The organism is Vandammella animalimorsus, from assembly GCF_002285285.1.
GTDB lineage: Bacteria > Pseudomonadota > Gammaproteobacteria > Burkholderiales > Burkholderiaceae_C > Lampropedia > Lampropedia animalimorsus.
Genome location: NZ_NSJF01000004.1, coordinates 54,481 through 78,729, shown reverse-complemented (window position 1 = coordinate 78,729; position 24,249 = coordinate 54,481). Strand labels below are relative to the sequence as shown.

At 65.6% G+C, this 24,249-nt stretch carries 23 protein-coding genes and 1 tRNA gene; 4 read left to right on the top strand and 20 right to left on the bottom strand.

Translation table 11 applies throughout. The annotated features are described in order from the left end of the window. Positions 1 to 322 precede the first annotated feature (322 nt). The 3 genes from CK620_RS08680 to gluQRS all read right to left on the bottom strand — a co-directional run bounded on the left by CK620_RS08680 (position 323) and on the right by gluQRS (position 2,845). Entirely contained in the window at positions 323 to 607 is a 285-nt protein-coding gene (locus CK620_RS08680; protein WP_095549979.1) for a cell surface protein, read from the bottom strand. Positions 608 to 758: 151 nt separating this feature from the next. After that, complete coding sequence (rpoH, locus tag CK620_RS08675; RefSeq protein ID WP_095549978.1) at positions 759 to 1,715, bottom strand: RNA polymerase sigma factor RpoH; 957 nt, start codon at positions 1,713 to 1,715, stop codon at positions 759 to 761. Between the two features lie 176 nt (positions 1,716 to 1,891). Next, positions 1,892 to 2,845 (bottom strand): tRNA glutamyl-Q(34) synthetase GluQRS, encoded by a 954-nt coding sequence (gene gluQRS / locus CK620_RS08670; protein WP_275250705.1) that lies wholly within the window; start codon positions 2,843 to 2,845, stop codon positions 1,892 to 1,894. 116 nt (positions 2,846 to 2,961) lie between these two features. Here gluQRS and CK620_RS08665 point away from each other — a divergent pair, with 116 nt between their 5' ends. Further along, a complete protein-coding gene (locus CK620_RS08665; protein WP_095549976.1) occupies positions 2,962 to 3,738 on the top strand; it encodes a tyrosine-protein phosphatase in 777 nt (258 codons plus the stop codon). 107 nt (positions 3,739 to 3,845) lie between these two features. Here CK620_RS08665 and rpmG read toward each other — a convergent pair whose 3' ends face one another. From rpmG to tolB, 14 genes are all read right to left on the bottom strand, one after another. Further along, positions 3,846 to 4,016, bottom strand: a complete 171-nt coding sequence (gene rpmG / locus CK620_RS08660; protein WP_095539778.1) for a 50S ribosomal protein L33 — start codon at positions 4,014 to 4,016, stop codon at positions 3,846 to 3,848. Positions 4,017 to 4,035: 19 nt separating this feature from the next. Then, positions 4,036 to 4,269 carry a 50S ribosomal protein L28 gene (gene rpmB, locus CK620_RS08655; protein WP_095539777.1) on the bottom strand — a complete coding sequence of 78 codons (234 nt, stop codon included), beginning with the start codon at positions 4,267 to 4,269 and terminating at the stop codon, positions 4,036 to 4,038. Between the two features lie 181 nt (positions 4,270 to 4,450). Further along, positions 4,451 to 5,323, bottom strand: a complete 873-nt coding sequence (locus CK620_RS08650) for an endonuclease/exonuclease/phosphatase family protein (protein WP_095549975.1) — start codon at positions 5,321 to 5,323, stop codon at positions 4,451 to 4,453. 26 nt (positions 5,324 to 5,349) lie between these two features. Beyond that, positions 5,350 to 6,186 (bottom strand): carbohydrate ABC transporter permease, encoded by an 837-nt coding sequence (locus CK620_RS08645; RefSeq protein ID WP_095539775.1) that lies wholly within the window; start codon positions 6,184 to 6,186, stop codon positions 5,350 to 5,352. Next, the gene (locus CK620_RS08640; protein ID WP_095549974.1) at positions 6,183 to 7,088 is read right to left on the bottom strand and encodes a carbohydrate ABC transporter permease; all 906 of its coding nucleotides are present in this window, start codon (positions 7,086 to 7,088) and stop codon (positions 6,183 to 6,185) included. The genes CK620_RS08645 and CK620_RS08640 overlap by 4 nt, the downstream gene beginning before the upstream one ends. 110 nt (positions 7,089 to 7,198) lie before the next feature. Continuing rightward, the gene (locus CK620_RS08635; RefSeq protein WP_095543304.1) at positions 7,199 to 8,503 is read right to left on the bottom strand and encodes an ABC transporter substrate-binding protein; all 1,305 of its coding nucleotides are present in this window, start codon (positions 8,501 to 8,503) and stop codon (positions 7,199 to 7,201) included. A 63-nt stretch (positions 8,504 to 8,566) separates the two neighbouring features. Next, positions 8,567 to 9,598 (bottom strand): ABC transporter ATP-binding protein, encoded by a 1,032-nt coding sequence (locus CK620_RS08630; RefSeq protein ID WP_095550115.1) that lies wholly within the window; start codon positions 9,596 to 9,598, stop codon positions 8,567 to 8,569. A gap of 54 nt (positions 9,599 to 9,652) precedes the next feature. Beyond that, positions 9,653 to 10,237, bottom strand: coding sequence for an anthranilate synthase component II (locus CK620_RS08625; protein ID WP_095549973.1), 585 nt, complete (start codon positions 10,235 to 10,237; stop codon positions 9,653 to 9,655). Positions 10,238 to 10,407: 170 nt separating this feature from the next. Next, positions 10,408 to 11,712: a solute carrier family 23 protein gene (locus CK620_RS08620; protein WP_095551508.1), complete on the bottom strand. Its 1,305-nt coding sequence runs from the start codon at positions 11,710 to 11,712 to the stop codon at positions 10,408 to 10,410. A gap of 293 nt (positions 11,713 to 12,005) precedes the next feature. Then, positions 12,006 to 12,081, bottom strand: a tRNA-Lys gene (locus CK620_RS08615). Between the two features lie 91 nt (positions 12,082 to 12,172). Next, positions 12,173 to 12,967, bottom strand: coding sequence for a tRNA threonylcarbamoyladenosine dehydratase (locus CK620_RS08610; protein ID WP_095550114.1), 795 nt, complete (start codon positions 12,965 to 12,967; stop codon positions 12,173 to 12,175). A gap of 113 nt (positions 12,968 to 13,080) precedes the next feature. Further along, positions 13,081 to 13,881 carry a tol-pal system protein YbgF gene (ybgF, locus tag CK620_RS08605; RefSeq protein WP_095549971.1) on the bottom strand — a complete coding sequence of 267 codons (801 nt, stop codon included), beginning with the start codon at positions 13,879 to 13,881 and terminating at the stop codon, positions 13,081 to 13,083. Between the two features lie 7 nt (positions 13,882 to 13,888). Next, positions 13,889 to 14,434, bottom strand: a complete 546-nt coding sequence (gene pal / locus CK620_RS08600; protein WP_095549970.1) for a peptidoglycan-associated lipoprotein Pal — start codon at positions 14,432 to 14,434, stop codon at positions 13,889 to 13,891. A 106-nt stretch (positions 14,435 to 14,540) separates the two neighbouring features. Next, positions 14,541 to 15,824: a Tol-Pal system beta propeller repeat protein TolB gene (gene tolB / locus CK620_RS08595; RefSeq protein WP_095550113.1), complete on the bottom strand. Its 1,284-nt coding sequence runs from the start codon at positions 15,822 to 15,824 to the stop codon at positions 14,541 to 14,543. Between the two features lie 331 nt (positions 15,825 to 16,155). Here tolB and msbA point away from each other — a divergent pair, with 331 nt between their 5' ends. Continuing rightward, a complete protein-coding gene (gene msbA, locus CK620_RS08590) occupies positions 16,156 to 17,994 on the top strand; it encodes a lipid A export permease/ATP-binding protein MsbA (RefSeq protein ID WP_095549969.1) in 1,839 nt (612 codons plus the stop codon). Positions 17,995 to 18,168: 174 nt separating this feature from the next. On the opposite strand, the gene CK620_RS08585 is transcribed toward msbA, so the two are convergent. From CK620_RS08585 to CK620_RS08575, 3 genes are all read right to left on the bottom strand, one after another. After that, the gene (locus CK620_RS08585; RefSeq protein ID WP_095549968.1) at positions 18,169 to 18,867 is read right to left on the bottom strand and encodes a hypothetical protein; all 699 of its coding nucleotides are present in this window, start codon (positions 18,865 to 18,867) and stop codon (positions 18,169 to 18,171) included. 97 nt (positions 18,868 to 18,964) lie between these two features. After that, complete coding sequence (locus CK620_RS08580) at positions 18,965 to 21,019, bottom strand: bifunctional chorismate-binding protein/class IV aminotransferase (RefSeq protein WP_095549967.1); 2,055 nt, start codon at positions 21,017 to 21,019, stop codon at positions 18,965 to 18,967. Next, positions 21,016 to 21,666 carry an arylesterase gene (locus tag CK620_RS08575; protein WP_095550112.1) on the bottom strand — a complete coding sequence of 217 codons (651 nt, stop codon included), beginning with the start codon at positions 21,664 to 21,666 and terminating at the stop codon, positions 21,016 to 21,018. Before CK620_RS08575 ends, CK620_RS08580 begins: the two co-directional genes overlap by 4 nt. 237 nt (positions 21,667 to 21,903) lie before the next feature. Here CK620_RS08575 and CK620_RS08570 point away from each other — a divergent pair, with 237 nt between their 5' ends. Then, positions 21,904 to 22,575, top strand: a complete 672-nt coding sequence (locus CK620_RS08570; protein ID WP_238944887.1) for an ABC transporter ATP-binding protein — start codon at positions 21,904 to 21,906, stop codon at positions 22,573 to 22,575. A 115-nt stretch (positions 22,576 to 22,690) separates the two neighbouring features. Then, positions 22,691 to 24,241, top strand: coding sequence for a fumarate hydratase (locus tag CK620_RS08565; protein WP_095549965.1), 1,551 nt, complete (start codon positions 22,691 to 22,693; stop codon positions 24,239 to 24,241). The last annotated feature ends 8 nt before the right edge of the window (positions 24,242 to 24,249 follow it).

Sequence of the window (24,249 nt, the reverse complement as noted above, 5' to 3'; positions counted from 1 at the left end):
GATAAAAAATCATGAAGGCCGCAACGACGCGGACGGGATGAATCGGCCTTGGCGGGGAAACAGCCGCTTGCAGTTGTGCCCAGTCGCGATTGGCGCGCGGGGCAATGGGTGGTGCCCCCGGCGGGGGTTGCCCAAGGCTGCGTGGATGTCACAGCGCATTATCGGCCAAGCGCTGGCGCTTGAAGCGCGCCGCCCTGCGCTGAGCTCTGTGGGTGGAATGCCGAGTTGGACGAGTGCAAAAGAAAAGGCGCAACCCGCCAACGGGTCGCGCCTTCAAAGAACGTTGATTCGATCGAGTTGGTGAACAGCCCTTCAACAGGCGTCACTTTTTCTCTTCATCGTCCTTATCGTCATCTTTGTCGTCGTCCTTGTCATCGGCGCCGGAGTTCTTCACGCTCTCCAAGGCGCTTTTGCAGAAGGCGCTGCGCTGGTCGGCGCCCACGGCGTTGATTTGGTCGTCGATGATTTTCATGGCCTGCTCGGAGTAGGAGCCATCCTTCTTCATCGTTTCGGCCATGTGGTTCTTGTATTCGGTGCAGGCCGCATCGGCAGCAAATGCAGGGGCAAAGGCACCGGCCATCAGCGTGCAAATCAGCAGTTTTTTCATTCCTGAAACTCCTCTTGGATGGGAAAGCAGAAACGGCGACGCGCCGTTTCAGGGGTGCCCATCGTAGTGCCGCCGGGTGGTTGCAACTGATAGGGAAATGTAAGTTCGGTTGGCGCCTGCAGCAGTGACGTGCGGGCGCTCAAACGAGGACTCAATGCGCGGCGGCACTGGCTGTCATGGCCTTTTTCATCTTCTTCATTGCGGCCACTTCGATCTGGCGGATGCGTTCGGCGCTGACGCCGTACTCATCGGCCAGCTCATGCAAGGTCATGCCGCCGGAGCCGTCGTCGTTGACGTTCAGCCAGCGCTCCTGAACGATGCGGCGGCTGCGCTCGTCCAGGGTTTGCAGCGCCATCTGGATGCCATCGGTGGCCAGGCTGTCGCGCTCGCGCGCCTCCAGCACGGCCGTGGGCTCTTGCGAGTAGTCGCTCAGGTAGGCGATCGGGGCGATGCCGAGGCTGTCCTCATCGTGCGGCGTTGGGTCCAGCAGCACATCGCCGCCGCCCAGGCGCGTTTCCATCTCGATGACTTCTTCGCGCTTGACGTTGAGCTGGCTGGCCACTTGGTCGATCTCACGTTCGGTCAGGCTGGCGCGGTAGATCTCGCCATCGCTCAGGGCCTGGTTGGCCTTGAGCTCCTGCTTGAGCGAGCGCAGGTTGAAGAACAGCTTGCGCTGGGCCTTGGTCGTGGCGACCTTGACCATGCGCCAATTCTTGAGGATGTATTCGTGGATCTCGGCCTTGATCCAGTGCAGCGCGTAGCTGACCAGGCGCACGCCCTGGTCGGGGTCGAAGCGTTTGACGGCCTTCATCAGGCCGATGTTGCCTTCCTGGATCAGATCGCCTTGGGGCAGCCCATAGCCCTGGTACTGGCGCGAGACGGCCACGACGACCCTCAGATGGGACATCACCAGCCGACCGGCAGCCTCCACGTCGTTGTGCTGGCGCAGGCGCTGCGCGTACAGGCGCTCTTCCTCGGGGGTGAGCATCGGCATGCGATTGACGGCAGAAATGTACGTATCCAGATTCCCCAGCGCAGGCAAAACGGCAGGCCATTGGGTGGCGCTCGTGGTGCTCGGCATCAGTGTGGTGGTGCGGGCAGTGCTCATGGGGCGGGGTGTTCCTTTCGGTGTGCTGCAAAGATCAGGGTCTTTGCAAAGATTGGCGGCTATGTTAGCACTCGTTCAGAGAGAGTGCTAAAGCGAAAGTTCAATGGCCCTATGGGTTTTTTTGAGCGACGCCCTGCAGTCGTCCAGATGGGCAGGCGCCGGATTGGCGTTGGGGATCACAGCGGGTAACGCTGGGCCCACAGGGCCGTCCAGTGGGCCAGGGCATCGCTGACGCTGGCACGCCCGGAGCTGCCAACATTCGGCGGCAGGCCCAACACTTGGGCGGCCAGGCGCAGTGTGGGTAAAGGAGCGTTGGCGTCGATGCTGGGGGCATGGTTGCCCTTGGAGAGCTTTTCGCCCCGCGCATCCCGCGCCAGCGGCACGTGCAGGTAGCTGGGGCGCGGGTAGCCCAAGGCCCGCTGCAGCAGGATCTGCCGCGCCGTGTTGTCGGCCAGATCCTCGCCGCGCACGATGTGCGTGATGCCTTGCAGGCCGTCGTCCACCACGCAGCCCATCTGGTAACTCCACATGCCATCGCCGCGCAGCAGGGCAAAGTCGCCCACGGCCTGGGCTACGTCCTGCTGCTGTGGCCCCAGCCGCCGGTCTTGCCAGTGCACCAGGGCGCTGCACAGCCCACCATGGGCCGCCGGGTCGTCGGCTTGCACCAGGAAGCGCCAGGTGCGCACTGGCTCGCTGTGGGCCGAGCGGTGGCGGCAGGTGCCGGGGTAGACCAGAGTTTGGAAGCGCTGTCGGTCTCCGCCCAGCGCCTGTTGGGCGGCGGCAATGTCCTTGCGCGTACAGCTGCATGGATAGGCGCGCCCATGGAGCTGCAAGGTCTGCAGGGCCTGCTCGTAATGCCGCTGGCGTTGGGATTGCCACTGCACGGGCGCATCGGGCACCAGGCCCAGGTCATGCAGCTGCTGCAAAATGGTTTGCGCTGCCTGGGCCGAGCAGCGCTGGGTATCGAGGTCTTCGATGCGCACCAGCCATTGCGCGCTCAGGCCTTGCGCACTGGCGGCGCGGGCGTCCAGCCAGCTGGCCAGTGCCGCCACCACTGAGCCCAGGTGCATGGGCCCGGTGGGCGAAGGGGCAAAACGGCCAACGTAGCGCCGAGCTGTCGTGGATGTCACAGCAGTGGCAGGCCAAGGCAGGGCAGTGGCCAGGTGAGCAAGAGCATGAAAGCAGAGTCGCAAAGGTGGCAGGCAGGCATGGGCCGATGATACGCAATCCCTGCAACAATGCGCCCATGAGCACCACGGTCCCCGCCCCATCCTCCAGTGCTGCGCTGCAGCGTCATATCCCCTTGCAAGGGGCGAGCAACTTCCGCGATTTGGGTGGCTATACCACCAGCGATGGCCGGCGAGTACGCTGGCGTCGGCTGTTTCGTTCCGATCGCCTCTCCAGCCTGAGCCAGGAGGATGTGCGCACCCTGCAGGCTTTAGGGGTGCGGCACAGTATTGATTTTCGTGGCGATGCCGAGCGTTTGCGCAACGACTATGAGATTGAGCAGCTCACGCGCATTGCCATTCCCATAGAGCCGCAGGTGGTGCAAAGCCTGCAAGGCCTGCTGGCGCAGGGCGCGGCGCTGGATGGGCCTTCGGCCCACCACTTGATGGAGCAGACCTATGCGGCCTTCGTCGAGCACAATGCGCCGCAGTTTCGCGCCTTTTTCGATGCCTTGCTTCAGCACGAGGGCCCCTTCGTGTTCCATTGCACTGCGGGCAAGGACCGTACCGGCTTTGCTGCGGCCTTGCTGCTCGAAGCCCTGGGCGTGGCGCGCGAGGCCATCATGGACGACTATTTGCTGACCAATGCGCTATACCAGCCGCCGGCCTACAAACCTTCGGGTTCGTTGCCCGAGAGCGTGCTGCAGGTGCTCTGGCGCGTGACGCCCAATTTTCTGCAGGCAGCGCAGCGTCAGATCGAGGCAGAGCACGGCAGCGTCGCTCAGTATCTGCGCGAGGTGCTGGGCCTGGGGCCGGATGCGCTGGCGCAGCTCAAGGCGCTTTATCTGGAGCCGTGATGCTTTTGGGCGTGGCCTGGTGCGAGCACAGGCGACAGGCACAAAAAAGCCAGCGCGTGCGCTGGCTTTTTTGCTGGGTAAGCCCGGTGTAGCCGCCAATGATGGCTTTACTTGAGCTTGACTTCCTTGTATTCCACGTGCTTGCGGGCCTTGGGATCAAACTTCATGAACGAGAGCTTGTCCGGCGTGGTCTTCTTGTTCTTGGTCGTGGTGTAGAAGTGGCCTGTGCCCGCTGTGGATTCGAGCTTGATCTTGTCGCGACCGCCTTTGGATGCCATGGTGTTACTCCTTCAATGATTAGGCTTGACCGCGGGCGCGCAGGTCAGCCAGTACGGATTCGATGCCATTCTTGTCGATCAGGCGCAGCGCGGCGCTGGAGACGCGCAGACGCACCCAGCGGTTCTCGCTCTCGACCCAGAAGCGCTTGTACTGCAGATTGGGCAGAAAGCGGCGCTTGGTTTTGTTATTGGCGTGGGAGACGTTGTTACCCACTTGCGGGCGCTTGCCCGTGACTTCACATACGCGTGCCATTGCATGTTCCTTGTATTTGCGGCAGGGCTGCCTGGGCGGCGGCCTCTTTGCCTCACCTCGCCAGATATCAGGGTGGCGGTATCCCCCGCGCTTGGCGCAGTTCAAGGCCCAAAATTGGGCCAGGGCGCGCCGCGCGCATGCGGCAAAACGCGCGATTATAGCGCGGCCCGCACACAGGCGCTCACTGCAGCACCAGCAGCAGCGGCTGATGGTCCGAGGCGCGGGTGTCGCCATCGACTTGCAGCTGGCGCACGCGCGGGGCCAGTGATTGGCTGACGAAGGCGAAATCACAGGCCACGGGTTCGGGGCCGTAGCTGCGATCGAACAGGCGGAAGGTGGGCGCATGCGGCTGGCTGCCATGCACCAGCGGCCAGGCGTCGCACAGCGGGTTGTCCAAGGGCGCTGCGCCTGAAGGCGCTTCAGTGGCAGTGATGGCGGCGTATTCGGGCGAGCCGGGTTCTAGGTTGAAGTCGCCGCACAGGATGGCATGCGGCGTGTGCGTCTTGGCCTGGAAGGGGCCGCCGCTGTCGTCGGCCAGCGGCGCTGCGGCGGCCAGCGCGCAGGCCTGCTGGTGCAGTGCGTGCAGCGCCTGCGCCTGGGCCATGCGCTGGCGCGCCGAGTAGTACTCCAGATGCGTGGTCATGACGCGCACGGCACCCAGTGCCGGGCTGAGCAGCGTCAGCTCGGTGCACAGGCGCGGCATGCTGCGCAGGCCGGCATCGGCTGGCCAGGGCAGGCGGTGGTGCACTACTTGCGCCACCGGCAGGCGCGTGGCAATCAGGTTGCCAAAGCGCTGGCGCTGGCCTTCGGGGCCGAATTCGTCCACGGCAGCGCCGAAGAACAGCTGGTAGCCCGGCAGCAGCGCGGCCAGCTCGGCGGGCTGGTCGCCTGGGGCGCCTTGCAGGCGCGGGTAGCCCTGGGCGATTTCCTGCAGGCACAGCACGTCAAAGCCCTGCGCGCCGGCCAGGGCCTGCGCCCCGGCCACGATGCGCTGCGCGCTGACCTGCCCATCCAGCCCACAGCACCATTGGGTGTTCCAAGTAACCAGTCGCATGCGGGGCAAATCCTATTTCTTCTGTGTCATTTGATGCCGGCGCGCATGAAGCTTTGCACGAACTGGCGCTGAAACAGCAAAAAGGCCACCAGCAGAGGCGCACAGCTGAGCAATGTGGCGGCGGTGATGATCGACCAGTCCACCCCCTGATCGACCGAGGAGAAGACCTGCAAGCCCACGGTCAGCGGGCGGGCATTGGGGCTGTTGGTGATGATCAGCGGCCAGAGGAAGTTGTTCCAGTGAAAGCTCACCGACACCAGCGCAAAGGCGGTATAGACCGGTTTGGCCAGCGGCACGTAGACGCGCCACAGGGTTTGCATGGCATTGGCGCCTTCGACGCGCGCGGCCTCGTCCAGCTCCTTGGGGATGCCCATGAAGGTCTGGCGCAGCAAGAAGATGGCAAAGGCTGAGGCGAAATAGGGCAGGCCGATGGCCAAAAGCGTGTCCATCAGGCCCAGGCGCACCATGGTTTCGTAGTTTTCGACCAGCAGGATGTCGGGCATGATCATCAGCTGCACCAGCACCAACGCGAAGGCCAGGTTGCGACCCGGGAAGCGGTAGCGCGCAAAGGCATAGGCCGCCAGCGTGGCCAGCACCAGTTGCGCGGCCAGGATCATGGCCACCAGCAGCGTGGTGTTGAGCAAATAGCGCGCAAAGGGCGCTGCCGCCCAGGCGCGGCGGAAGTTCTCCAGCGTCAGCGGCGCCAGCAGCTCGAAACGGGTGGCGTATTCGATGGGGTGAAAGGCCGTCCAGACGGCATAGGCCAGTGGCAGGATCCACAGCAGCGCCAGCAGCCAGGCGGCCACAGTGTCCAGCCAGCTGGGTTCGTTGAAGGCCAAGTGGTGTGTGGCAGGCGTACTCATTGGTAGTGCACCTTTTTGTCGAGCACGAAGAATTGCAGCAGTGCGATACCGGCCAGCACGGCCACCAGCACCACGGTGATGGCTGCGGCGTAGGCCGTGTCCCAGAAGCTGAAGCCGACTTCGTAGAGGTAGTACAGCAGCAGCGTGGAGGCGTTGTTGGGCCCGCCGCGTGTGAGCACGAACAGGTGATCGACCATGCGGAAAGCGTTGATAAAGGCGTTGATCAGCACGAACAGCGTGGTGGGCATGAGCAGCGGCCATTGCACGCGGCGGAAAAAGGTCCAGCGTGATGCGCCTTCGATGGCGGCGGCCTCGCGCAGGCTGGGGTTGAGCGTTTGCAGCGCGGCCAGGTAGAAGATCATGAAGAAGCCAGCCTCCTTCCAGATCGCCACCGCGGTGACGGCGCCCAGCGCCGTGTTGGGGCTGCCCAACCAGTTGTGCGATGGCAGGCCCAGTGCGCCGGTGATTTGTTCGAGCAGCCCGTACTGCGGTGTGTAGAAGAACAGCCAGATGTTGGCCACGGCAATCATGGGCAGCACCGTGGGTGTGAAGTAGGCCATGCGCAAAAAGGCGCGGCCCGCGATGCGCTCGTTGACCCACAGCGCCATCAACAGCGCCAGCGCGATGGAGCAGGGGATGGTGGCGGCGGCAAACCACAGGTTGTTGCGCACGGCCGTCCAGAACACCGGGTCGTCGAGCATGACCTGGTAGTTCTCCGCCCCGACCCAGACAGCGGCACGCGCGCCCTTGGGGGTGGAGTACAGGCTGTCAATCAGCGTTTGTACGGCCGGGTAGTGGGTGAATGCCACCAGCAGCGCCAGCGCAGGCAGCAGCAGCAACCAGGCGTGGATGGCCTGACGGCTGGAAAAAGGAGCGCGGTGGTGCGCGGCAGGAGAGGTCATGGGGCAAGGCCTTGCAAAGAGCGCCCCCGCGTTGCGCAGCGGCAGGCGCTGGCGGGCGAAGGCGCTTGGGGTGTGGCGTGCGCGGAAAGGGCGCGCGCCTGTGCTGGTGGTTACTGGTAGCCGCGCAGCAGGCGGGTGGCTTCGCGCTGGGCGTCCTTCATGGCCTGCTCGGGCGTCTTGGTGCCCGTCAGGGCTGCCTGCAGGCCGTCGTTGAGGGCCTTGGTCACGCGCTGGTTGTCGTGTGTGGAGAACTCGGCCACGGCGTGCGGCAGTTGGTCGCGCGCCACCAGGGCGGGCGGGAAGTCGGCCGTGTATTGCTTGAGCTGTGGCGTGTCGTAGGCGGCGGCGCTGGTGGCCACATAGCCCGTGTCAATGCTCCACTGCGCGGCGCGCTCGGGCTGGGTCATCCAGTGGATGAATTGGAAGGCGGCCTTTTGCTGCTCAGGCGTGGACTTCTTGAACAGATAGAAATTGCCACCGCCTGTGGGCGAGCCCTTGCGCGCATTGCCTGGGATCATGGCCACGCCAAATTCGAACGGGGCATTGTTGCGGATGTTGGTCAGGTTGCCGGTGGTGGTGTAGATGATGGCGGCTTTCTGCTCAAAAAAGTCCTTGGGAGTGGTGCCCCACTCGACCACGCCCTGCGGATGCACGCCGCTTTTGCCCAGATCCACCCAGTATTGCAGCGCCTCGATCACCTTGGGGTCGTCAAAGCGCACCTGGTTGCCTGTGTCGTTGGCCAGGATCACGCCATTGGTGGTCGAGAGTGTCTGGAACAGCCAGTACGGAAAGCCGCTGGATGGGATTTGCACGCCGTATTGGGTGACTTTGCCGGAGGCGTCCTTCTTCGTCAGCTTGGCGGCCATGTCCTTGAGCTCGGCCCAGGTGGTGGGCGGCTGCTCAGGGTCCAGCCCAGCTTCCTTGAAGGCCTGCTTGTTCCAGTACATCACCACGGTAGAGCGCTGGAAGGGCACGCCCCAGGTCTTGCCGCCGGTTTGGCTGTTGAGCATGAAGGCCGGATAAAAGCCCTTGAGCCATTGCTGTTCGGCCTCGCTCTTGGCGAAGTCGTCAAAGGGCACGATGGCGTCCTCGTCGATCAGCGTGAACATATCGGTGGACAGCAGCACCGAAGTCACCGGCGGCGTGCCCGACTTGTGCGCGGTCAGCGCCTTGACGATGGTTTCTTGGTAAGTACCAGCATAAATCGGCTTGACCAGGATGCCGGGGTGCTCTTTCATGAAGTCGGCGGCATAGCCGTCGATGATCTTGGTGATGGGCCCGCCCACGGCCACGGGGAAGTAGAACGGCACTTCAACCTGAGCCTGTGCTTGCGCAGCGCCGCCGCCGAGCAGCGCGCCGGCCAGGGCCGCCGCCACAAAGGCCGCGCTGCGGCGCAAAAAGGTCTTTCTCAGCATGAATCGATCTCCTTGGTCAGATGAAAAGGGGAAAGCGCAGACAGGGCGCGCGCCGCTGCAGGGCTACAGGCGCAGGCCGTGCTCGTCAAAAGCGTGTGCATCCTCGGGCGCCCAGGCCAGGCCCACGGTGGCGCCCGGTTCGGCAGGCAAACGGCCATCGGCGCGCACTAACAGGTTTTGGCTGCCAACGGCGCAGGCCAGCACCAGATCAGCCCCGAGGTATTCGGTGTTGGCAATGCTTGCGGCCACAGTACCAGGCGTACCGGCCGGGTGGGCTGTGACGGCTTCGGGGCGCACGCCCAAATGGGTGGCAGTGGCAGGCAGTGTGGTGAGTACATCGCTGCCGGCAATGCGGCCCTGCTCCAGCGCCAGCAAGTTCATCGGCGGGGTGCCAATGAAACGTGCCGCAAAGGTACTGGCCGGGCGGGCATACAGCTCGCGCGCGCTGGCTGCTTGTTCGATGCGGCCGCCGTTGAGCAGCACCACCTGGTCGGCCATGCTCATGGCCTCGGCCTGGTCGTGCGTGACGTAGATCACCGTCAGCCCCAGCTGGCGCTGCAGTTCGCGCAGTTCGCGGCGCATGTCTTGGCGCAGCTGCGCATCCAGATTCGAGAGCGGCTCGTCCATCAGGCACACCTTGGCCTGCGCCACCAGCGCCCGGCCCAGGGCCACGCGCTGCTGCTGCCCGCCAGAGAGCTGGCCGGGCCGGCGCTCCAGCAAATGGCTCAGACCCAGCAAGGCTGCGGTCTCCTGCAGGCGGCGCTGGCGCTCGGCGGCAGGCAGCTTGCGCACTTGCAGGCCGAAGGTGATGTTGTCGGCCACCGTCAGGTGCGGAAACAGCGCGTAGTTCTGGAACACCATGGCAATGCCGCGCTGCGAGGGCGGCAAATGGGTCACGTCGCGCCCGTCGATATAAACGCTGCCGCTGCTGGCCGTCTCCAGCCCGGCGATGATGCGCAGCGTGGTCGATTTGCCGCAGCCCGAGGGGCCGAGGAAGACGCAGAAGCTGCCCGAGTCGATTTGCAGGTTGATGTCCAAGAGCGCATGCGTTGCGCCCCAGTGCTTGTTGATGTTGTTGAGCGCGATGGATGCCACGGGGCGAAATGTAAAAAAGATTTTTGACAAAAAGATGACGCAGGCCGCGTGCGTTCAAAGCGGTTGCCAGGGTCTTTCGAGGAAGTTGCGCAGCATGGCGTGGCCGTGTTCGGTGAGGATGGACTCGGGGTGGAACTGCACCCCTTCGATGGACAGCGTGCGGTGGCGCACGCCCATGATTTCGCCGTCCTCGGTCCAGGCGGAGATTTCCAGCGCGTCGGGCAGGCTGCTGCGCTCGATGGCCAGCGAGTGGTAGCGGTTAACGGTGAATTGCTGCGGAAGGCCTGCGAACACGCCGCGCTCGTCGGTGGTGATGACGCTGGTCTTGCCGTGCATGAGCTGCTGCGCGCGCACGATCTGGCCGCCAAAGGCTGCGCCAATGCTCTGGTGGCCCAGGCACACGCCCAGAATCGGCAGCTGGCCTGCGAAATGCTGGATGGCCGCTACGGAAATGCCCGCCTGTGCGGGTGATGAAGGGCCAGGTGAAATCACCAACCGCTGCGGTGCCCAGGCCTCGATGCCGGCCAGCTCGATCTCATCGTTGCGAAAAACGCCCACCTCGGCACCGAGCTCACCAAAGTACTGCACGATGTTGTAGGTGAAGCTGTCGTAGTTGTCGATCATCAAAACCCGGGTCATGGGCAAGGGCCTTTGCAAGAGGGGGGACGGCGTGAGGCAACACGGCGTGCTGCGGCGCCGATTGTGCCGCAGGCTGCGTTGGCCATGGCCGCAGGCGATGACCGGGCTGTCACGGCGGCGGCCAGGGCAGGGCAGGGCAGGGCAGGGCAAGGGCCATGGTGGGAGGTGGTTCAGGGCCTGTCCTGGCGTGGGCCGGGCTCGGCGCGGTTGAGCAGGGCGTACAGCGCAATGGCACCGAAGGTGGCGGTGCCGATGCCGGCCATGGCGAAGCTGCCAAAGTGCAGCGTGAAATCGCCCGTGCCCAGGATCAGCGTGATGGCCGCCACCAGCAGGTTTTTGTTCTGGGAGAAGTCCACGCGGTTGTCGACCCAGATCTTGGCTCCGGCGATGGCGATCAGGCCGAACACTACGATGGAGACGCCGCCCATGACCGGAACCGGAATGGCGCGGATCACCTCGCCAAACTTGGGCGAAAAGCCCAGCAGAATGGCTGCAGCGGCGGCCACGAGGAAGATGGCCGTGGAGTAGATGCGCGTGGCGGCCATGACGCCGATGTTCTCGGCATAGGTGGTCACGCCGGTGCCGCCCACGCTGCCGCTGACCATGGTGGCCACGCCATCGCCGATGAAGGCCCGGCCCATGTACTGGTCGATGTTGCGCCCGGTCATGGCGGTGACGGCCTTGATGTGGCCCAGGTTTTCGGCCACCAGGATGATGGCCACCGGGGCGATCAGCAGCATGGCCTTGCTGTCGAAAATAGGGGCAGTCAGGCTGGGCAGGCCGAACCAGGCGGCATTGGCAATGCCGCTGAAATCCACTGGCTTGCCCAGGCCCAGGCCGTTGGTCAGGGCGATGTAGCACAGGCTGGCGATGATCAGCCCGACCAGAATCAGCAGGCGTTGCAGCATGCCGCGCGTGAACACGGCCACCAGGGCCACGCAAACGAAGGTCAGGGCCTGCATCCAGCTCTCGAAGTTGTTGCTGGCCATGTTCTTGATCGGAATGGCCGCCAGGTTCAGGCCGATGACGGCCACGATGGCGCCAGTGACGACCGGTGGCATCAGGCGCTCGATCCAGCCTGTGCCGATGGCGTGCACGACCGCACCAATGAGCGTGTAGATCAGGCCGCACATGACAATGCCGCCCAGCGCCAGGCCAATGTTGGCGTTGGCCCCACTGCCGGGATAGCCCGTAGCGGCCACAACCACGGCGATGAAGGCAAAGCTCGAACCCAGGTAGCTGGGCACTTTGCCGCCGGTGATCAGAAAGAAGATCAGCGTGCCGATGCCGCTCATGAGCACGGCGATGTTGGGGTCGAAGCCCATGAGGATCGGCGCCAGAATGGTTGAGCCGAACATGGCGATGACGTGTTGCAGGCCCATGATGCCGGTTTGCGGCCAGGGCAGGCGCTCATCTGGGGCAATGACGCCGCCGTTGTCCAATGCTTTTGGGGACTTTTCGATCCAGTGAAACATGCAGGCCTCTTTTTGGGTGCTGGCAGTCGATGGCCGCACAGCCTGCGCAAGTGGCTGTTGAGATTGAATATTGCGGCGGTGTTTCCGGTCAAAAACCCGCAACTGCCGCGTTGAAAACGCTTGCAAGGTATCCAGGCCTTGCGTGCGTTTTCGCCTTGCATTTGCGACTTTTGCCTCGAAAAACCGCTTCGCAAGCCCAATCTCAACAACCCCTAGCCTTTGGCGCAGTTGCAGGACAAGCGGCCAAACAAAAAGGGTTACAGCCCGATTGTGCTGTAACCCTCTGGAAATTTTGGTGGGTCGTGCAGGATTCGAACCTGCGACCAACGGATTAAAAGTCCGCTGCTCTACCAGCTGAGCTAACGACCCGCCTCATTGCATGCCAGATACACAGCGGTGCTTACTGCCTTTGGTATCGTCTTCAGCATCTGAAGAAGCATGCGATGCGAAAGCCGCGATTCTAGCATGAGTTTTTTGACGGTTTGGCTTGTTGTGTGCAGTTTTTATTTTTTTCTGTCTGAACCAGTGCATTCATGATCCAGCCGGCGGCCACAGCGCCGAAGGTGGCGGTGACGGCCATGGAGGAGCCGTAGCCGGCGCAGTTGAGCGAGCCTTCCTGCTGCAGGCCGCAGCTGGCGTCGGCGCGGCGCACGGGTTCGCGGCTGAAGACGCAGGGCACCTGCATACGCTGGCCGGCGCCGGCAAAGCCGTGGCGCTTGCGCAGCTGCTGGCGCAGGCGAGCCAGCAGCGGGTCGTGAGTCAGTCGGCCCAGATCGTCGATTTCCACCTGCTGGGCCTGCACGCGCCCGCCCGCTGCGCCCACGATGATGAAGGGCAGCTGGCGCTGGCGCATGTGGCAGGCCACGGCGGCCTTGGCGCCGATCTGGTCGCAGGCGTCGATGGCCGCATCCAGGTCGCCTGAGCCCAGTAGCTGGCGGACGTTGTCGGCGCTGAGAAAGTCCTCGACGCCATGCACCTGGCAGGCTGGATTGATCTGCGCGATGCGCGCCTGCATGGCCAGCACCTTGGGCTGGCCGATGGTCTCGGTCAGGGCGTGCACCTGGCGGTTGATGTTGGATTCGGCCACGTTGTCCAGGTCGATCAGCGTGAGCTGGCCCACACCGCTGCGCGCCAGGGCTTCGGCGGCCCAGGAGCCCACACCGCCAATGCCCACGATGGCGACGTGGGTGCCGGCCAGGCGCGCAGCGCCATCCAAACCATACAAGCGTTGCATGCCGCCAAAGCGGCGTGCCATGTCAGGCTGGGGGCTGGTCAGGTTGACGGGTGTGGGAGAGGCTGTGGGCACGGGCGACGGGGCGGAAAAAACAACGCGCGGCAGTGCCGCGCGCGAGAAAGGAAAACAGCTGCTTAACGCAGGCGCGCCAGGCGCTCCTTGGCATCGCTGGCAGCGTTGGAGTCCGGGTAGGTGGCCACCAGGTTTTGCAGCGTCTTGCGTGCGGCGGCGACGTTCTTGAGCTCGATCTGCGAATTGGCGATGGCCAACGCGGCATCGGGCGCTCGCTCATGCTGCGGCGCTTGCCTGAGCATGGCGTTGAAGGTGTCGATGGCGCGCTGGTATTCGCGTGTGGCATACAGCGAATTGCCCAGCCAGAACTGCGCCGATGGCAGGTAGCCGCTGCCGGGGTACTGGCCAATGAATTGGCTGAAAGCATCGCGTGCGTTGGCGTACTGGCCCTTGCGCAGCAAGTCCAGCGCGGCCTCGAAAGCCTGTTGCTCGGCCGGCTGAGCCTGGAAGCTGCCGCCGTCGATCTGCACCGGGCGCGGCTCGAACTGCTTGAGCCGCGCCTGGGCTTGTTGCAGGCTTTGGCCCAATTCTTCATTCTGGCCGCGCAGATGGGCGATTTCATTGCGCAGCGTGCTGATCTGGCCCTGCAGCTCCAGCAGGCTGGAGCGCAGTTGCTGGATCTCCGAGCTGGTGTTCTGATCCACCAACTGCAGTTGTTCGACCCGGCTGCGCAAATCCAGAATGGCCCGCCGGGCGTCGCCGTCCTCGAACAGGGCATGGGCGGCGCTGGGCAGCAGCAGAGCTGCTGCGCCAGCCAGACTGGCGCAGCGCGCTGCGGCGGCGCCCCAGCGCCGCGCGCGCGCTGGGGCGCTGGCGCTGTGGTCAGCGCTCGGGAATGGGAGCACGGGTCGTCCTTGGGTCATGGCAGGCTCACTTGTTGTAGCGAATCTCTACGCGGCGGTTTTCAGCGTGGGCTTCCTCGCTGTGGCCCATGGCCTTGGGCTTTTCCTTGCCGTAGCTGACGGCCTCGACGCGGGCCGTGGGTACGCCCAGCACGCCCAGGGTCTGCAGCACGGCCTCAGCACGGCGCTGGCCCAGCGCCAGGTTGTATTCGCGACCGCCGCGTTCATCGGTGTGGCCTTCCAGGGCCACGCTCATGCCGCCCTGGGCGCGCAGGAAGTCGGCATGGGCCTGCAGGGTCGATTGGTATTCGGGCTTGACGGTGTAGCTGTCGAAATCGAAGTAGATGACGTGCGAGACGTTGACCGGGCCTTCGCCGGGCACCGAGGAGACGGGGATGTCGAGCCCTTCGATGCGGCTTTGGCTGCCTTGGTTGGGGTCGTACTGGCCGCTGGTGGTGGGCACGCCCGTGCCGGCGTTGGCCTGGTCATCCAGCTTGGTTTTGGAACTGCAGCCTGCCAGGGCGATGGCCGCTGCCAGTGCGCCGTAGGAAAGGTTTTTTTTGATTGTCAGCATGGTTTCACTCCTCAAGAAAGCGCTTGTGCGCCGAAAGTTTGCATCGTTCAGGGGCGCTGGCAGCTCGCTGCCAAGCGTGTGGTTGTTTTCAGCGTTGGGCGCAATGTCAGCGCAGCAGTGGCCCCCAGGCCGGTTCGCGGATCTCGCCGCCCTTGGCAGCCAGGCGCACCTTGACGCTGCCGTCGACTGTGCAGGTCATCAGTGCGCTGGCGCCGCCTTGGCGGGTGGCGTACAGCAGCAGCTCGCTGTTGGGGGAGAAGCTGGGACTTTCGTCGGCATTGGTGTCGGTGACGGCTTGCACGCCGCCGCTGGCCAGGTCCATGACGTGCAGGCGGTAGCCGCCGCCGGTGCGCGAGACGAAGGCCAGGTATTTGCCATCGGGGCTGATCGAGGGCGAGATGTTGTAGCTGCCGCTGAAGGTCACGCGTTGGGCCGCTCCGCCGCGGCTGCCCACGCGGTAGATCTGGGGCGAGCCGCCGCGGTCGCTGACGAAGTAAATGAACTGCCCGTCAGAGGAGAAATCCGGTTCGGTATCGATGCCGGCGCTTTGCATGATGCGGCTGGGCTCGCCGCCGCTGGCGCTGATGGTGTAGAGCTGCGAGCCGCCATCGCGCGTGAGCGTCACGGCCAGCCGGCTGCCATCGGGCGACCAGGTGGGGGCGCTGTTGGAGCCGCGGAAGTTGGCCAGCAGGCGCCGGCGGCCGCTGGCCACATCGTGCGTGTAAACGACCGGCTTGCGCGACTCGAACGACACATAGGCCAGCTGCCGGCCGTCGGGCGACCAGGCCGGCGAGATGATGGGCTCGGGGCTGGTCAGGGCCGCCTGGGCGTTTTCGCCGTCGGAGTCGGCCACCCACAGCGAGTAGCGCCCGGCTTTGGTGACGTAGGCAATGCGGGTCGAGAAAATGCCGGGCTTGCCGGTGATCTTCTCGTAGATGAAGTCGGCGATGCGGTGCGCTGCCAGGCGCAGGTCGGCAGGGGGCACGACGTAGCTTTGCCCGCCCAGGTCTTCGCCGCGCACCACGTCCCATAGGCGAAAGCGCACATCGAAGCGGCCATCGGCCTGACGGTTGACGCTGCCGGCGCTGAGCCAGCCAGCGGCGCGCTCGCGCCAGGCGTTCATGTCAGGGCGAGAGAGCTCGTCGAGTGCTTGGCCGGAGGCATCAATGCTGCGGAAAAAACCGCTGCGCTCCAGGTCAGCGCGCACGATTTCGGCCACGCGCTGCGGCGCCTGCGCTTCGCCTCGGAAGCTGGCGATGGCAATGGGGTATTGGCGGTTGCGACCGCTGATGTCTACCCGCGGCCCTTGCTGGGCCAGCAATTGTGGGGCGACACCAGTGGCCAGCAGTGCAGCCAGGGCCTGGCGGCGCGATGCACCTGCGCCTGCCATGGGCTGCAGCAGCTGGCCTGTAGGCCCTGGCAAATCAAACTTCTTCATGCTGTTTCCGTTTCGACACTGACGCTGCGAGGACTGGCCAAATTCTGGCTGTGGTTTCAAGGGAAAGTCTGCGGGCATTGCAGCGCCTGCTTGCCGCTGGGTTCGTGCAGAGCATTCCTGGGCAGCCCCCACTGAAGGTAAAAGCAGGGCGATTGTGCCGCAAAGCCACTGCGCACGGGCCTTTCCCGAATAGGGCTGCGCGGATTTTGCCGAGCCAGCATGCCTTGGTACGGTCGTGCCCGCAGGTGGGGCGCTGCTGCACGGCCCGTAAAATCGCTGCCCTATGCGTTCTTCCCCTTCTGCGGCTCCGCCGCCTGCCGCTCCGGACTCGTCTACAGCAACTGCTGATGCAGCCTTGCCGCCGCTGTGGCAGCGGCTCAAGCGCCTGACTCCGTACTTTGCCAAACACCGCTGGGCCTGGGCCCTGGCGGTGCTGGCATCGGCCGTTGCCGCCATCACCGAGCCACTGATGGCGCAGGAAATGGGGCGGATTTTGGATAAGGGTTTTACAGAAAGTAGCCTTGCGCTGTGGTGGATTCCACTCGTCATGGTGGGCATCTTCCTGATGCGTGGCATGGCCCAGTTCATTGGCCAGTATTCACTGGCGCGCATCACCAACAACGGCATGTTTCGCATTCGCACGCTGCTGTTCGAATGCATCATGCGCGCTGACATGGGGTTGTATCGCGAGCACTCGGCCAGCAAACTGGCCAACACCATCGTCTATGAAACCCAGTTGGGCGCGCAGCAACTGGTGCAGGCGCTGCTGGGGGTGTCGCGCGATGGTTTCACGCTGTTGGCGCTGGTGGGCTTTTTGCTCTACCGCAACTGGCAGCTGACCTGCATTGTGTTTGTCATGGTTCCGGCCATCGCCTGGGTCATGAAGCAGCTCTCGCGCCGGCTCTACAAAGTCACCAAGCTCAGCCAGCAAGCCACCGACGAGCTGGCCTATGTGGTCGAGGAAAACGCCCTGGCGTACCGCATGGTGCGCTTGCACGGCGCGCAGCAGCAGCAGAATCAGCGCTTTGCCGGCCTGAGCCGCAGGCTTGAAGGCCTGGCCGTGAAAAGCACCATCGCCTCTGCGGCCATGACGCCGACCACGCAAATCCTGGCGGCCATTTCGCTGTCCATCGTCATTTGCATTGCCCTGTGGCAAAACCGCAGCGGTCAGGTCAACTGGACGGTGGGCGACTTCACTGCCTTTGCCACGGCCATGCTGTTGCTGGTGGCGCCCATGCGCCGTCTGACTGATGTGGCCAATCCCCTCACGCGCGGCGTGGCGGCGCTCGAGCGCGGCCTGAGCCTGCTGGACCAGGCCCAGCAGGAGCACAGCGGCCAGCACCGCGCCGGGCGCGCCCGCGGCGAGCTGGTGCTGCAGGAGGTGGCCGTGCAGTTCCCGGCCCAGGCGCTGCCGGCGCTCGATGGCGTGAGCCTGCACATTCCGGCCGGGCAGGTCGTGGCGCTGGTTGGGCCCTCGGGGGCGGGCAAGACAACGCTGGTCAATCTGCTGCCGCGTTTCATCGAGCCCACGGCCGGCCGCATCCTGCTCGACGGCCATGCGCTGCCCGATTGGCATCTGGAAGACCTGCGACGCCAATTTGCCGTCGTCAGCCAGGACGTGGTCATGCTGCACGTCAGTCTGGCCGAGAACGTGGCCCTGGGCAGCCAGCCTGATCCGGCGCGCGTGCAGGCCTGCCTGGAAGCGGCCAATCTGGGCGATTTTGTCGCCAGCCTGCCGCAGGGCATCGACACCATCGTGGGCCACAACGCTTCGCAGCTCTCGGGCGGCCAGCGCCAGCGCCTGGCCATTGCCCGGGCGCTTTACAAAGATGCGCCGGTGCTGATTCTCGATGAGGCCACCTCGGCGCTGGATACCCAGTCCGAGCGCCTGGTGCAGCAGGCCCTGCAGCGGCTGATGCAGGGGCGCACGACGCTGGTCATCGCGCACCGCCTGGCCACCATCGAGCACGCCGACCGCATCGTCGTCATGGAGCAGGGCCGCATCGTCGAGCAAGGCAGCCACGGCCAGCTGCTGGCTGCCGGGGGGCTGTATGCGCGCCTGCATGCCCAGCCCGGGCAGCAGGGCGATGCCGCTGCCGAGCCGCTGACGGGCGCGGCCTGATTGCCGGGCGGCTGTTCAAAGTCTCTCCAGGGAGTGTGATTCAGCGCAGCGCGCCGGTCACAACTGGCGCTCTGGCCACGCGATATGCACAAAAAGGGGTGGCCTGCCTTGCAGTCCACCCCAAACAGTTTGTGCCCATAGGGCTGAGATTGTGAACAAGCGCTCCAGCGCTTTTTACAGCGCGTTCAGCCAGGCCTTGTCGTCCTCGGTCATGCCATTGCGGTCGGTGATGTTCCAGAGGATTTGCTGCACGCGGATCATTTGCGCCGCATCCAACGGGGTGCGGCGGTTGTTCACCGCCTGGCACACGCGCAGCAGTTCTGCGCCCTGGGTGACGCGATCCGGGCTGTAGGGGATGCCTGGCGGCGGGGCGTAGCGGTACAGGTTCAGGCAGTAGGTGCCCAGCAGCACGGTCTGGGTACTGCGCGGCGCCAGTGTGACGACGCGGGTCTGCAGGTTCAGGCCGTCCTGGTAGCTTTGCTGGCTGGAGAGGAATACGAAGCAGGAGGGAATGGTCACCTGCCGGGTTTCGTGGCTGTCATTGGCGAAGGTGATGGACAGCGGCACCAGCGTGTGTGTGCTCAGGTCGTTGTAGTCGCGCTCGCTGGAGATGGGCTGGCCGCGCAGCGTCACGCCTTCGGGCAGCTGCAGGCCGTCGCCGGGCTGCTGCGGGCCTGTGCCAGGCGGATTGGGGCGGGGCGCAGGCAGCATGGGGCCAGTCATGGGCGGCTTGATGATGACCGGCGGCGGGCCGGAGTGGCCCGGCCCAGGCTGCTGGGGCAGGCTGGGCTCATCATTGCCGCCGCCGCAGGCGCTGAACAAGACACTGGCAGCGGCCAGGCAGGCGAGCAGGGAAAGGCGGGGCTGGTGCATGCGGATCTCCTCCCGGGAATGTGTGGATGGGCAGCGCCATGCGCGCTGGCGCAATGAGTGTATCAACATGCAATTGATTTGTGAGCGACCCTGCTCTTCACCCCGAGGTCTGTTGCGCGGGCGCTGCGCCCTGCGGCGGCAGCACCTGGGCCTGCAGGATGCCGCGCAGCGCATTGCACACCAGCACCCGCTTGGCCGCCAGCAGCTCCTGGCGGTGGATGCTGCGCTCCTGGCAATGCCATTCGGGGCTGTTGAGCAGCAGCTGGCGCTGGATGCCGGGCAGCAGGCCGTCGCTGACGGGCGGCGTCAGCCAGGGCGCATCAGGGGCGTCGTCCAGTTGCACGAAGACGTTGCTGCGCGCGCCCTCGGTCAGCAGGCCTTGTTCGTTGAAGAACAGGCAGTCGAACGCGCCCTGGGCCATGGCCTGGCGCAGCGCAGCGTCGTAATCCTGGCGCAGCGTGGTCTTGTGCTGGCGCAGCCAGGCCGGCACGCCGCTGGGCTGGGGGCTGAGCAGCAGGCCCACGGGTTGGGCCAGCTGGGCCTCGGGCCCGGCCAGCACGGTGTGTTCGATGTCCAGCTGTCCGCCCTGGCGCAGCGTCAGGCGCAGCCGCCAGGGGCCGGGCGCGGCGCTGGAGCGCTGCTGTGCGATGTAGGCCTGCAAGCGCGCCTGCCAGCCAGGCACATCGCTGGCAAAGCCCAGGGCCTGAGCGCTGCGCTGCAGACGCTCGCAGTGCAGCGCCCAGTGCTGGGGCAGGTTGGCATGTGTGGGCAGCAGCATGGTCTCGAACAGGGCCAGGCCGGCCATGTCTTGCACGGCAAAGCCGGCCTTGAGCTGGCACTCCTGCCACTCCTGTGTGGCTTGGCTGTCCCAGACGATGCCCGCGCCCACGTGCAGCCGGGCATGGTGGCTGGGCAGGGCCGGGCCTGTGCTGGCCGGGCCTTGCAGTTGCAGGGTGCGGATGGGGATGGACAGGCAGAAGTCCAGCGTGGGTGCGCCGCTGGCGTCTGCGTTGGCGTTGGCGTCGGCAGCGGAGGCGGCATGGGCCGGGCGCTCGACCCAGCCCAACGCGCCGGTGTACAAGCCGCGCGGCGTGGGCGGGCTGGTGCGCTCCAGCTCGTCGATGTACTGCATGGCCTTGCGCTTGGGCGCGCCGGTGATGGAGCCGCAGGGGAAGCTGGCGCGCAGCACCTGCGCCAAGCCCATGCCGGGGCGCAGCTGGGCGCTGATGGTGCTGGTCATGCCCAGCACGCGGCCATTGCGCTGCACCTCGAACAGCGCTGGCACCTGCACGCTGCCGGTCTGGGCGATGCGGCCCAGATCGTTGCGCAGCAGGTCCACGATCATGATGTTTTCGGCGCGGCTCTTGGCGTCCTGGCTCAGCCGCTGGGCGGCGGCCTGCAGCTGTGCGGGATCGTCGCCTGCGGGGGCTGCCGCTGTGCCCTTCATGGGCTGCGCCTGGATGCGGCCGCCCTGGCAGCGCAGGAACAGCTCGGGCGAGAGCGACAGCACCCATTGCTCTGGCGCCTGGGCCTCATCAGTGGCGGGCAGGTGCAGCAAGGCGCCATAGCGCGAGGGCTGGCGCGCGCGCAGCCGCTGGTACAAGGCCAGCGGCTGCCCCCAGCTGCGCCCGTGCAGCGCAAAGGTGAAGTTGATCTGGTAGGTGTCGCCGCAGGCAATGGCCTGGTGGATGCGGGCGATGCGCTGCGCGAAGGCCTGGGAATCCAGGCTGGCGTGCCAGGCCAGCAGGCCGGCGGCGGGCTCGTCGGGCGCTCCGGGTGTGCCGGGCGCCTGGGCGCTGACCTGGCCGGTGCGCTGGGCGTGGCTGCGGCATTGGGCCGCCAGCCAGGCATCGACCTGCTGCTTGTCCAGCCGCTGCATGTGGTCAAACAGCTCGGCGCGCAGGCAGGGCGTTGGCGCGCCCTCGGGCGGTGTATGTGGCAGGCCCTGCAACTGCAGGCCCCATTCGTAGTCGGCCAGTACGATGGCGTGCAGGCCGGCAGCCAGGGCCTGCTGCAGCTGCTGCTCCCAAGCATCGAGTGTGGCGGCATCGGTGCAGATCAGGCGGCTGTGCCAGTGTTGGTAGAGGCGGCTGCTGGGTTGGCCGGGGTGGGCCTGGCAATCGTCCAGCAGCGCAAAGGCAGCGTGGCTCATGGCTGCGGCAGTAGGCTTTGCAGCGTAGGCCAGATGGTCTGCAGGATCAGCGGCTGCGCGGCGGCGTTGGGGTGGATGCGGTCGGCCTGAAAGTATTTTTCCAGGTCGGCTGGCTCGGCAATGGCCTGCAGCATGAAGGGCACCAGCGGCACGGCATGGGCCTTGCCCAGCTCGTGGAACATCGTCGCCAGCTCCTGGCTGTAGCGCGCGCCGTAATTGGGCGGCACCTGGATGCCCACCAGCAGCGCGCGCGCCTGGGCCTGGCGCGCGGCATCGAGCATGGCCGTCAGGTTCTCGCGCGTGCTCTGCAGCGGCAGGCCGCGCAGCGCATCGTTGCCGCCCAGGGCGATGATCAGGTATTGCGGCGCATGCGCCTGCAGCAACGCCGCCAGCCGCGCGCGGCCGCCGGCAGTGGTTTCGCCGCTGATGCTGGCGTTGATGACCTCGATGGGTGGCTGCCGCTGCGCCAGCCGGGCGCTGAGCAGCTGCACCCAGCCCTGGCCGCGCGCCAGGCCATACTCGGCGCTGATGGAGTCGCCCACGACCAGCAGCCGCGCGGGCTGGGGCGTGGCGCTGGCGGCAGGCCCTTGCTGGGCGGCCAGCGGGACGGGCAGCAGCGCCAGCGCCGCGGGCAGTGCCAACAGCATGTGCACCCGCGCACGGGTCGGCACCCCCGTCTTGGCGCTACAGTCATGCCGCTGCACACCAGGCCAGCGCAGCTGCGGCAGCCACGCGCTCAGTCTTTGGGTCGTGTGACCCTCTCCCGCCGTGGCCCAGCGTACCAACCGATTCAGCATTTCCCTATGCATTGCCTTATGAACTCCGAAGAAACCAGCGCCGCGGCACCTTCCGCAGTGGCGGCAGGGCTGGCGGCGACCGTGCCGATGATTATGGTGGAACATCTGGACAAGACCGTGCAGGACTCCAGCGGCACGCTGCACATCCTGCAGGACATCGGGCTGCGCATTCCGTCGCGCAAGAGCGTGGCCATCGTGGGCGCGTCCGGCTCGGGCAAGAGTACGCTGCTGTCAATCCTGGCCGGGCTGGACACGCCCAGCCGCGGCCGCGTCTGGCTCGATGGGCAGGACATTTTTGCCCTCGATGAAGATGCCCGCGCCGCGCTGCGCGCGCGCAAGACCGGCTTTGTGTTCCAGAACTTCCAGCTGCTGGGCAGCCTTACCGCGCTGGAGAACGTCATGCTGCCGCTGGAGCTGGCCGGGCAGCGCGGCGCGCGCCAGCTGGCGGCGCAGATGCTCGAGCGCGTTGGCCTGGGCCAGCGCCTGGGGCATTACCCCAAGGTGCTCTCCGGCGGGGAGCAGCAGCGCGTGGCGCTGGCGCGCGCCTTCGTCGTGCAGCCGCAGGTGCTGTTTGCCGATGAGCCCACGGGCAGCCTGGACTTCGCCACCGGCCAGGCGGTGATGGAGCTGATGCTGCAACTGAACCAGGAGCGCGGCACGACCCTGGTCATGGTCACGCACGACCGGGAGCTGGCCGCACGCTGCGACATGCGCGTGCGCATCGAGGCCGGGCGACTGGCCGAAGTGCAGGGCGGCTGAAGATAGGGCGAGGGTGGCAGGGTGGTGCGGGGCGCGGGGCGCAGCGGCGATAATCCGGCCCCTATTCCAACAACAGAAGGGCCGTCTGCGGCACCTTCACCATCCTCCCCACGCCATGACCACCATTACCCAAGACGACCTGATCGAGTCGATCAGCGCCGCGCTGCAATACATCAGCTACTACCACCCGGCCGACTACATCCAGCACCTGGCGCGCGCCTACGAGCGCGAGCAATCGCCCGCCGCCAAGGACGCGATGGCGCAAATCCTCACCAACAGCAAGATGGCTGCCTTCGGCCACCGCCCCATCTGCCAGGACACGGGCATCGTCAACGTGTTTCTGAAAGTGGGCATGGACGTGCGCTGGGGGGGCTTTACCGGCAGCCTGGAAGACGCCATCAACGAAGGCGTGCGCCGCGGCTACAACCACCCGGACAACACGCTGCGCGCCTCCGTCGTGGCCGACCCGCACTTCGCGCGCAAGAACACGCGCGACAACACCCCGGCCGTCATCGTCACCGAGATCGTGCCGGGCAACACGGTGGACGTCACGGTGGCCGCCAAGGGCGGCGGCAGCGAGAACAAGAGCAAGATGGTCATGCTCAACCCCAGCGACAGCCTGGTGGACTGGGTGCTCAAGACCGTGCCCACCATGGGCGCGGGCTGGTGCCCGCCGGGCATGCTGGGCATCGGCATCGGCGGCACGGCCGAGAAAGCCGTGCTGCTGGCCAAGCAAAGCCTGATGGAAGACCTGAACATGTACGAGCTGCAGGCCAAGGCCGCGCGCGGCGAGAAGCTCACCCAGGTCGAGGAGCTGCGCCTGGAGCTGTACGAAAAAGTCAACGCCCTGGGCATTGGCGCGCAGGGCCTGGGCGGGCTGACCACCGTGCTGGACGTGAAGATCGCCATGTACCCCACGCACGCGGCCAGCAAGCCCGTGGCCATGATCCCCAACTGCGCCGCCACGCGCCACGCGCACTTCGTGCTCGACGGCAGCGGCCCCGTGCATCTGCAGCCGCCCTCCATCGACCTGTGGCCCAAGCTGGACTGGCAGCCCAACACCGAGCAAAGCCAGCGTGTGGACCTCAACACCCTCACCAAGGAACAAGTCGCCAGCTTCAAGCCCGGCCAAACCTTGCTGCTGAGCGGCAAGATGCTCACCGGCCGCGACGCCGCGCACAAGCGCATCCAGGACATGCTGGCCAAGGGTGAAAAGCTGCCCGTGGACTTCACCAACCGCGTCATCTACTACGTCGGCCCCGTCGATCCGGTCAAAGACGAAGCCGTAGGCCCCGCCGGCCCCACCACCGCCACGCGCATGGACAAGTTCACCGAGATGATGCTGGCCAACACCGGCCTCATCGCCATGATCGGCAAGGCCGAGCGCGGCCCCACCGCCATTGAGGCCATCAAAAAGCACCAAAGCGCCTACCTCATGGCCGTGGGCGGCGCCGCCTACCTGGTCAGCAAGGCCATCAAGACGGCCAAGGTCGTGGGCTTTGAAGACTTAGGCATGGAAGCCATTTACGAATTCGACGTGGTGGACATGCCCGTGACCGTGGCCGTGGACGCTGGCGGCACCAGCGCCCACATCACCGGCCCGGCCGAGTGGCAAAAACGCATCGCCAGCGGCGAGTTCAAGGGCGTGGGCATCACGGCGGGCTGATGGCCCGC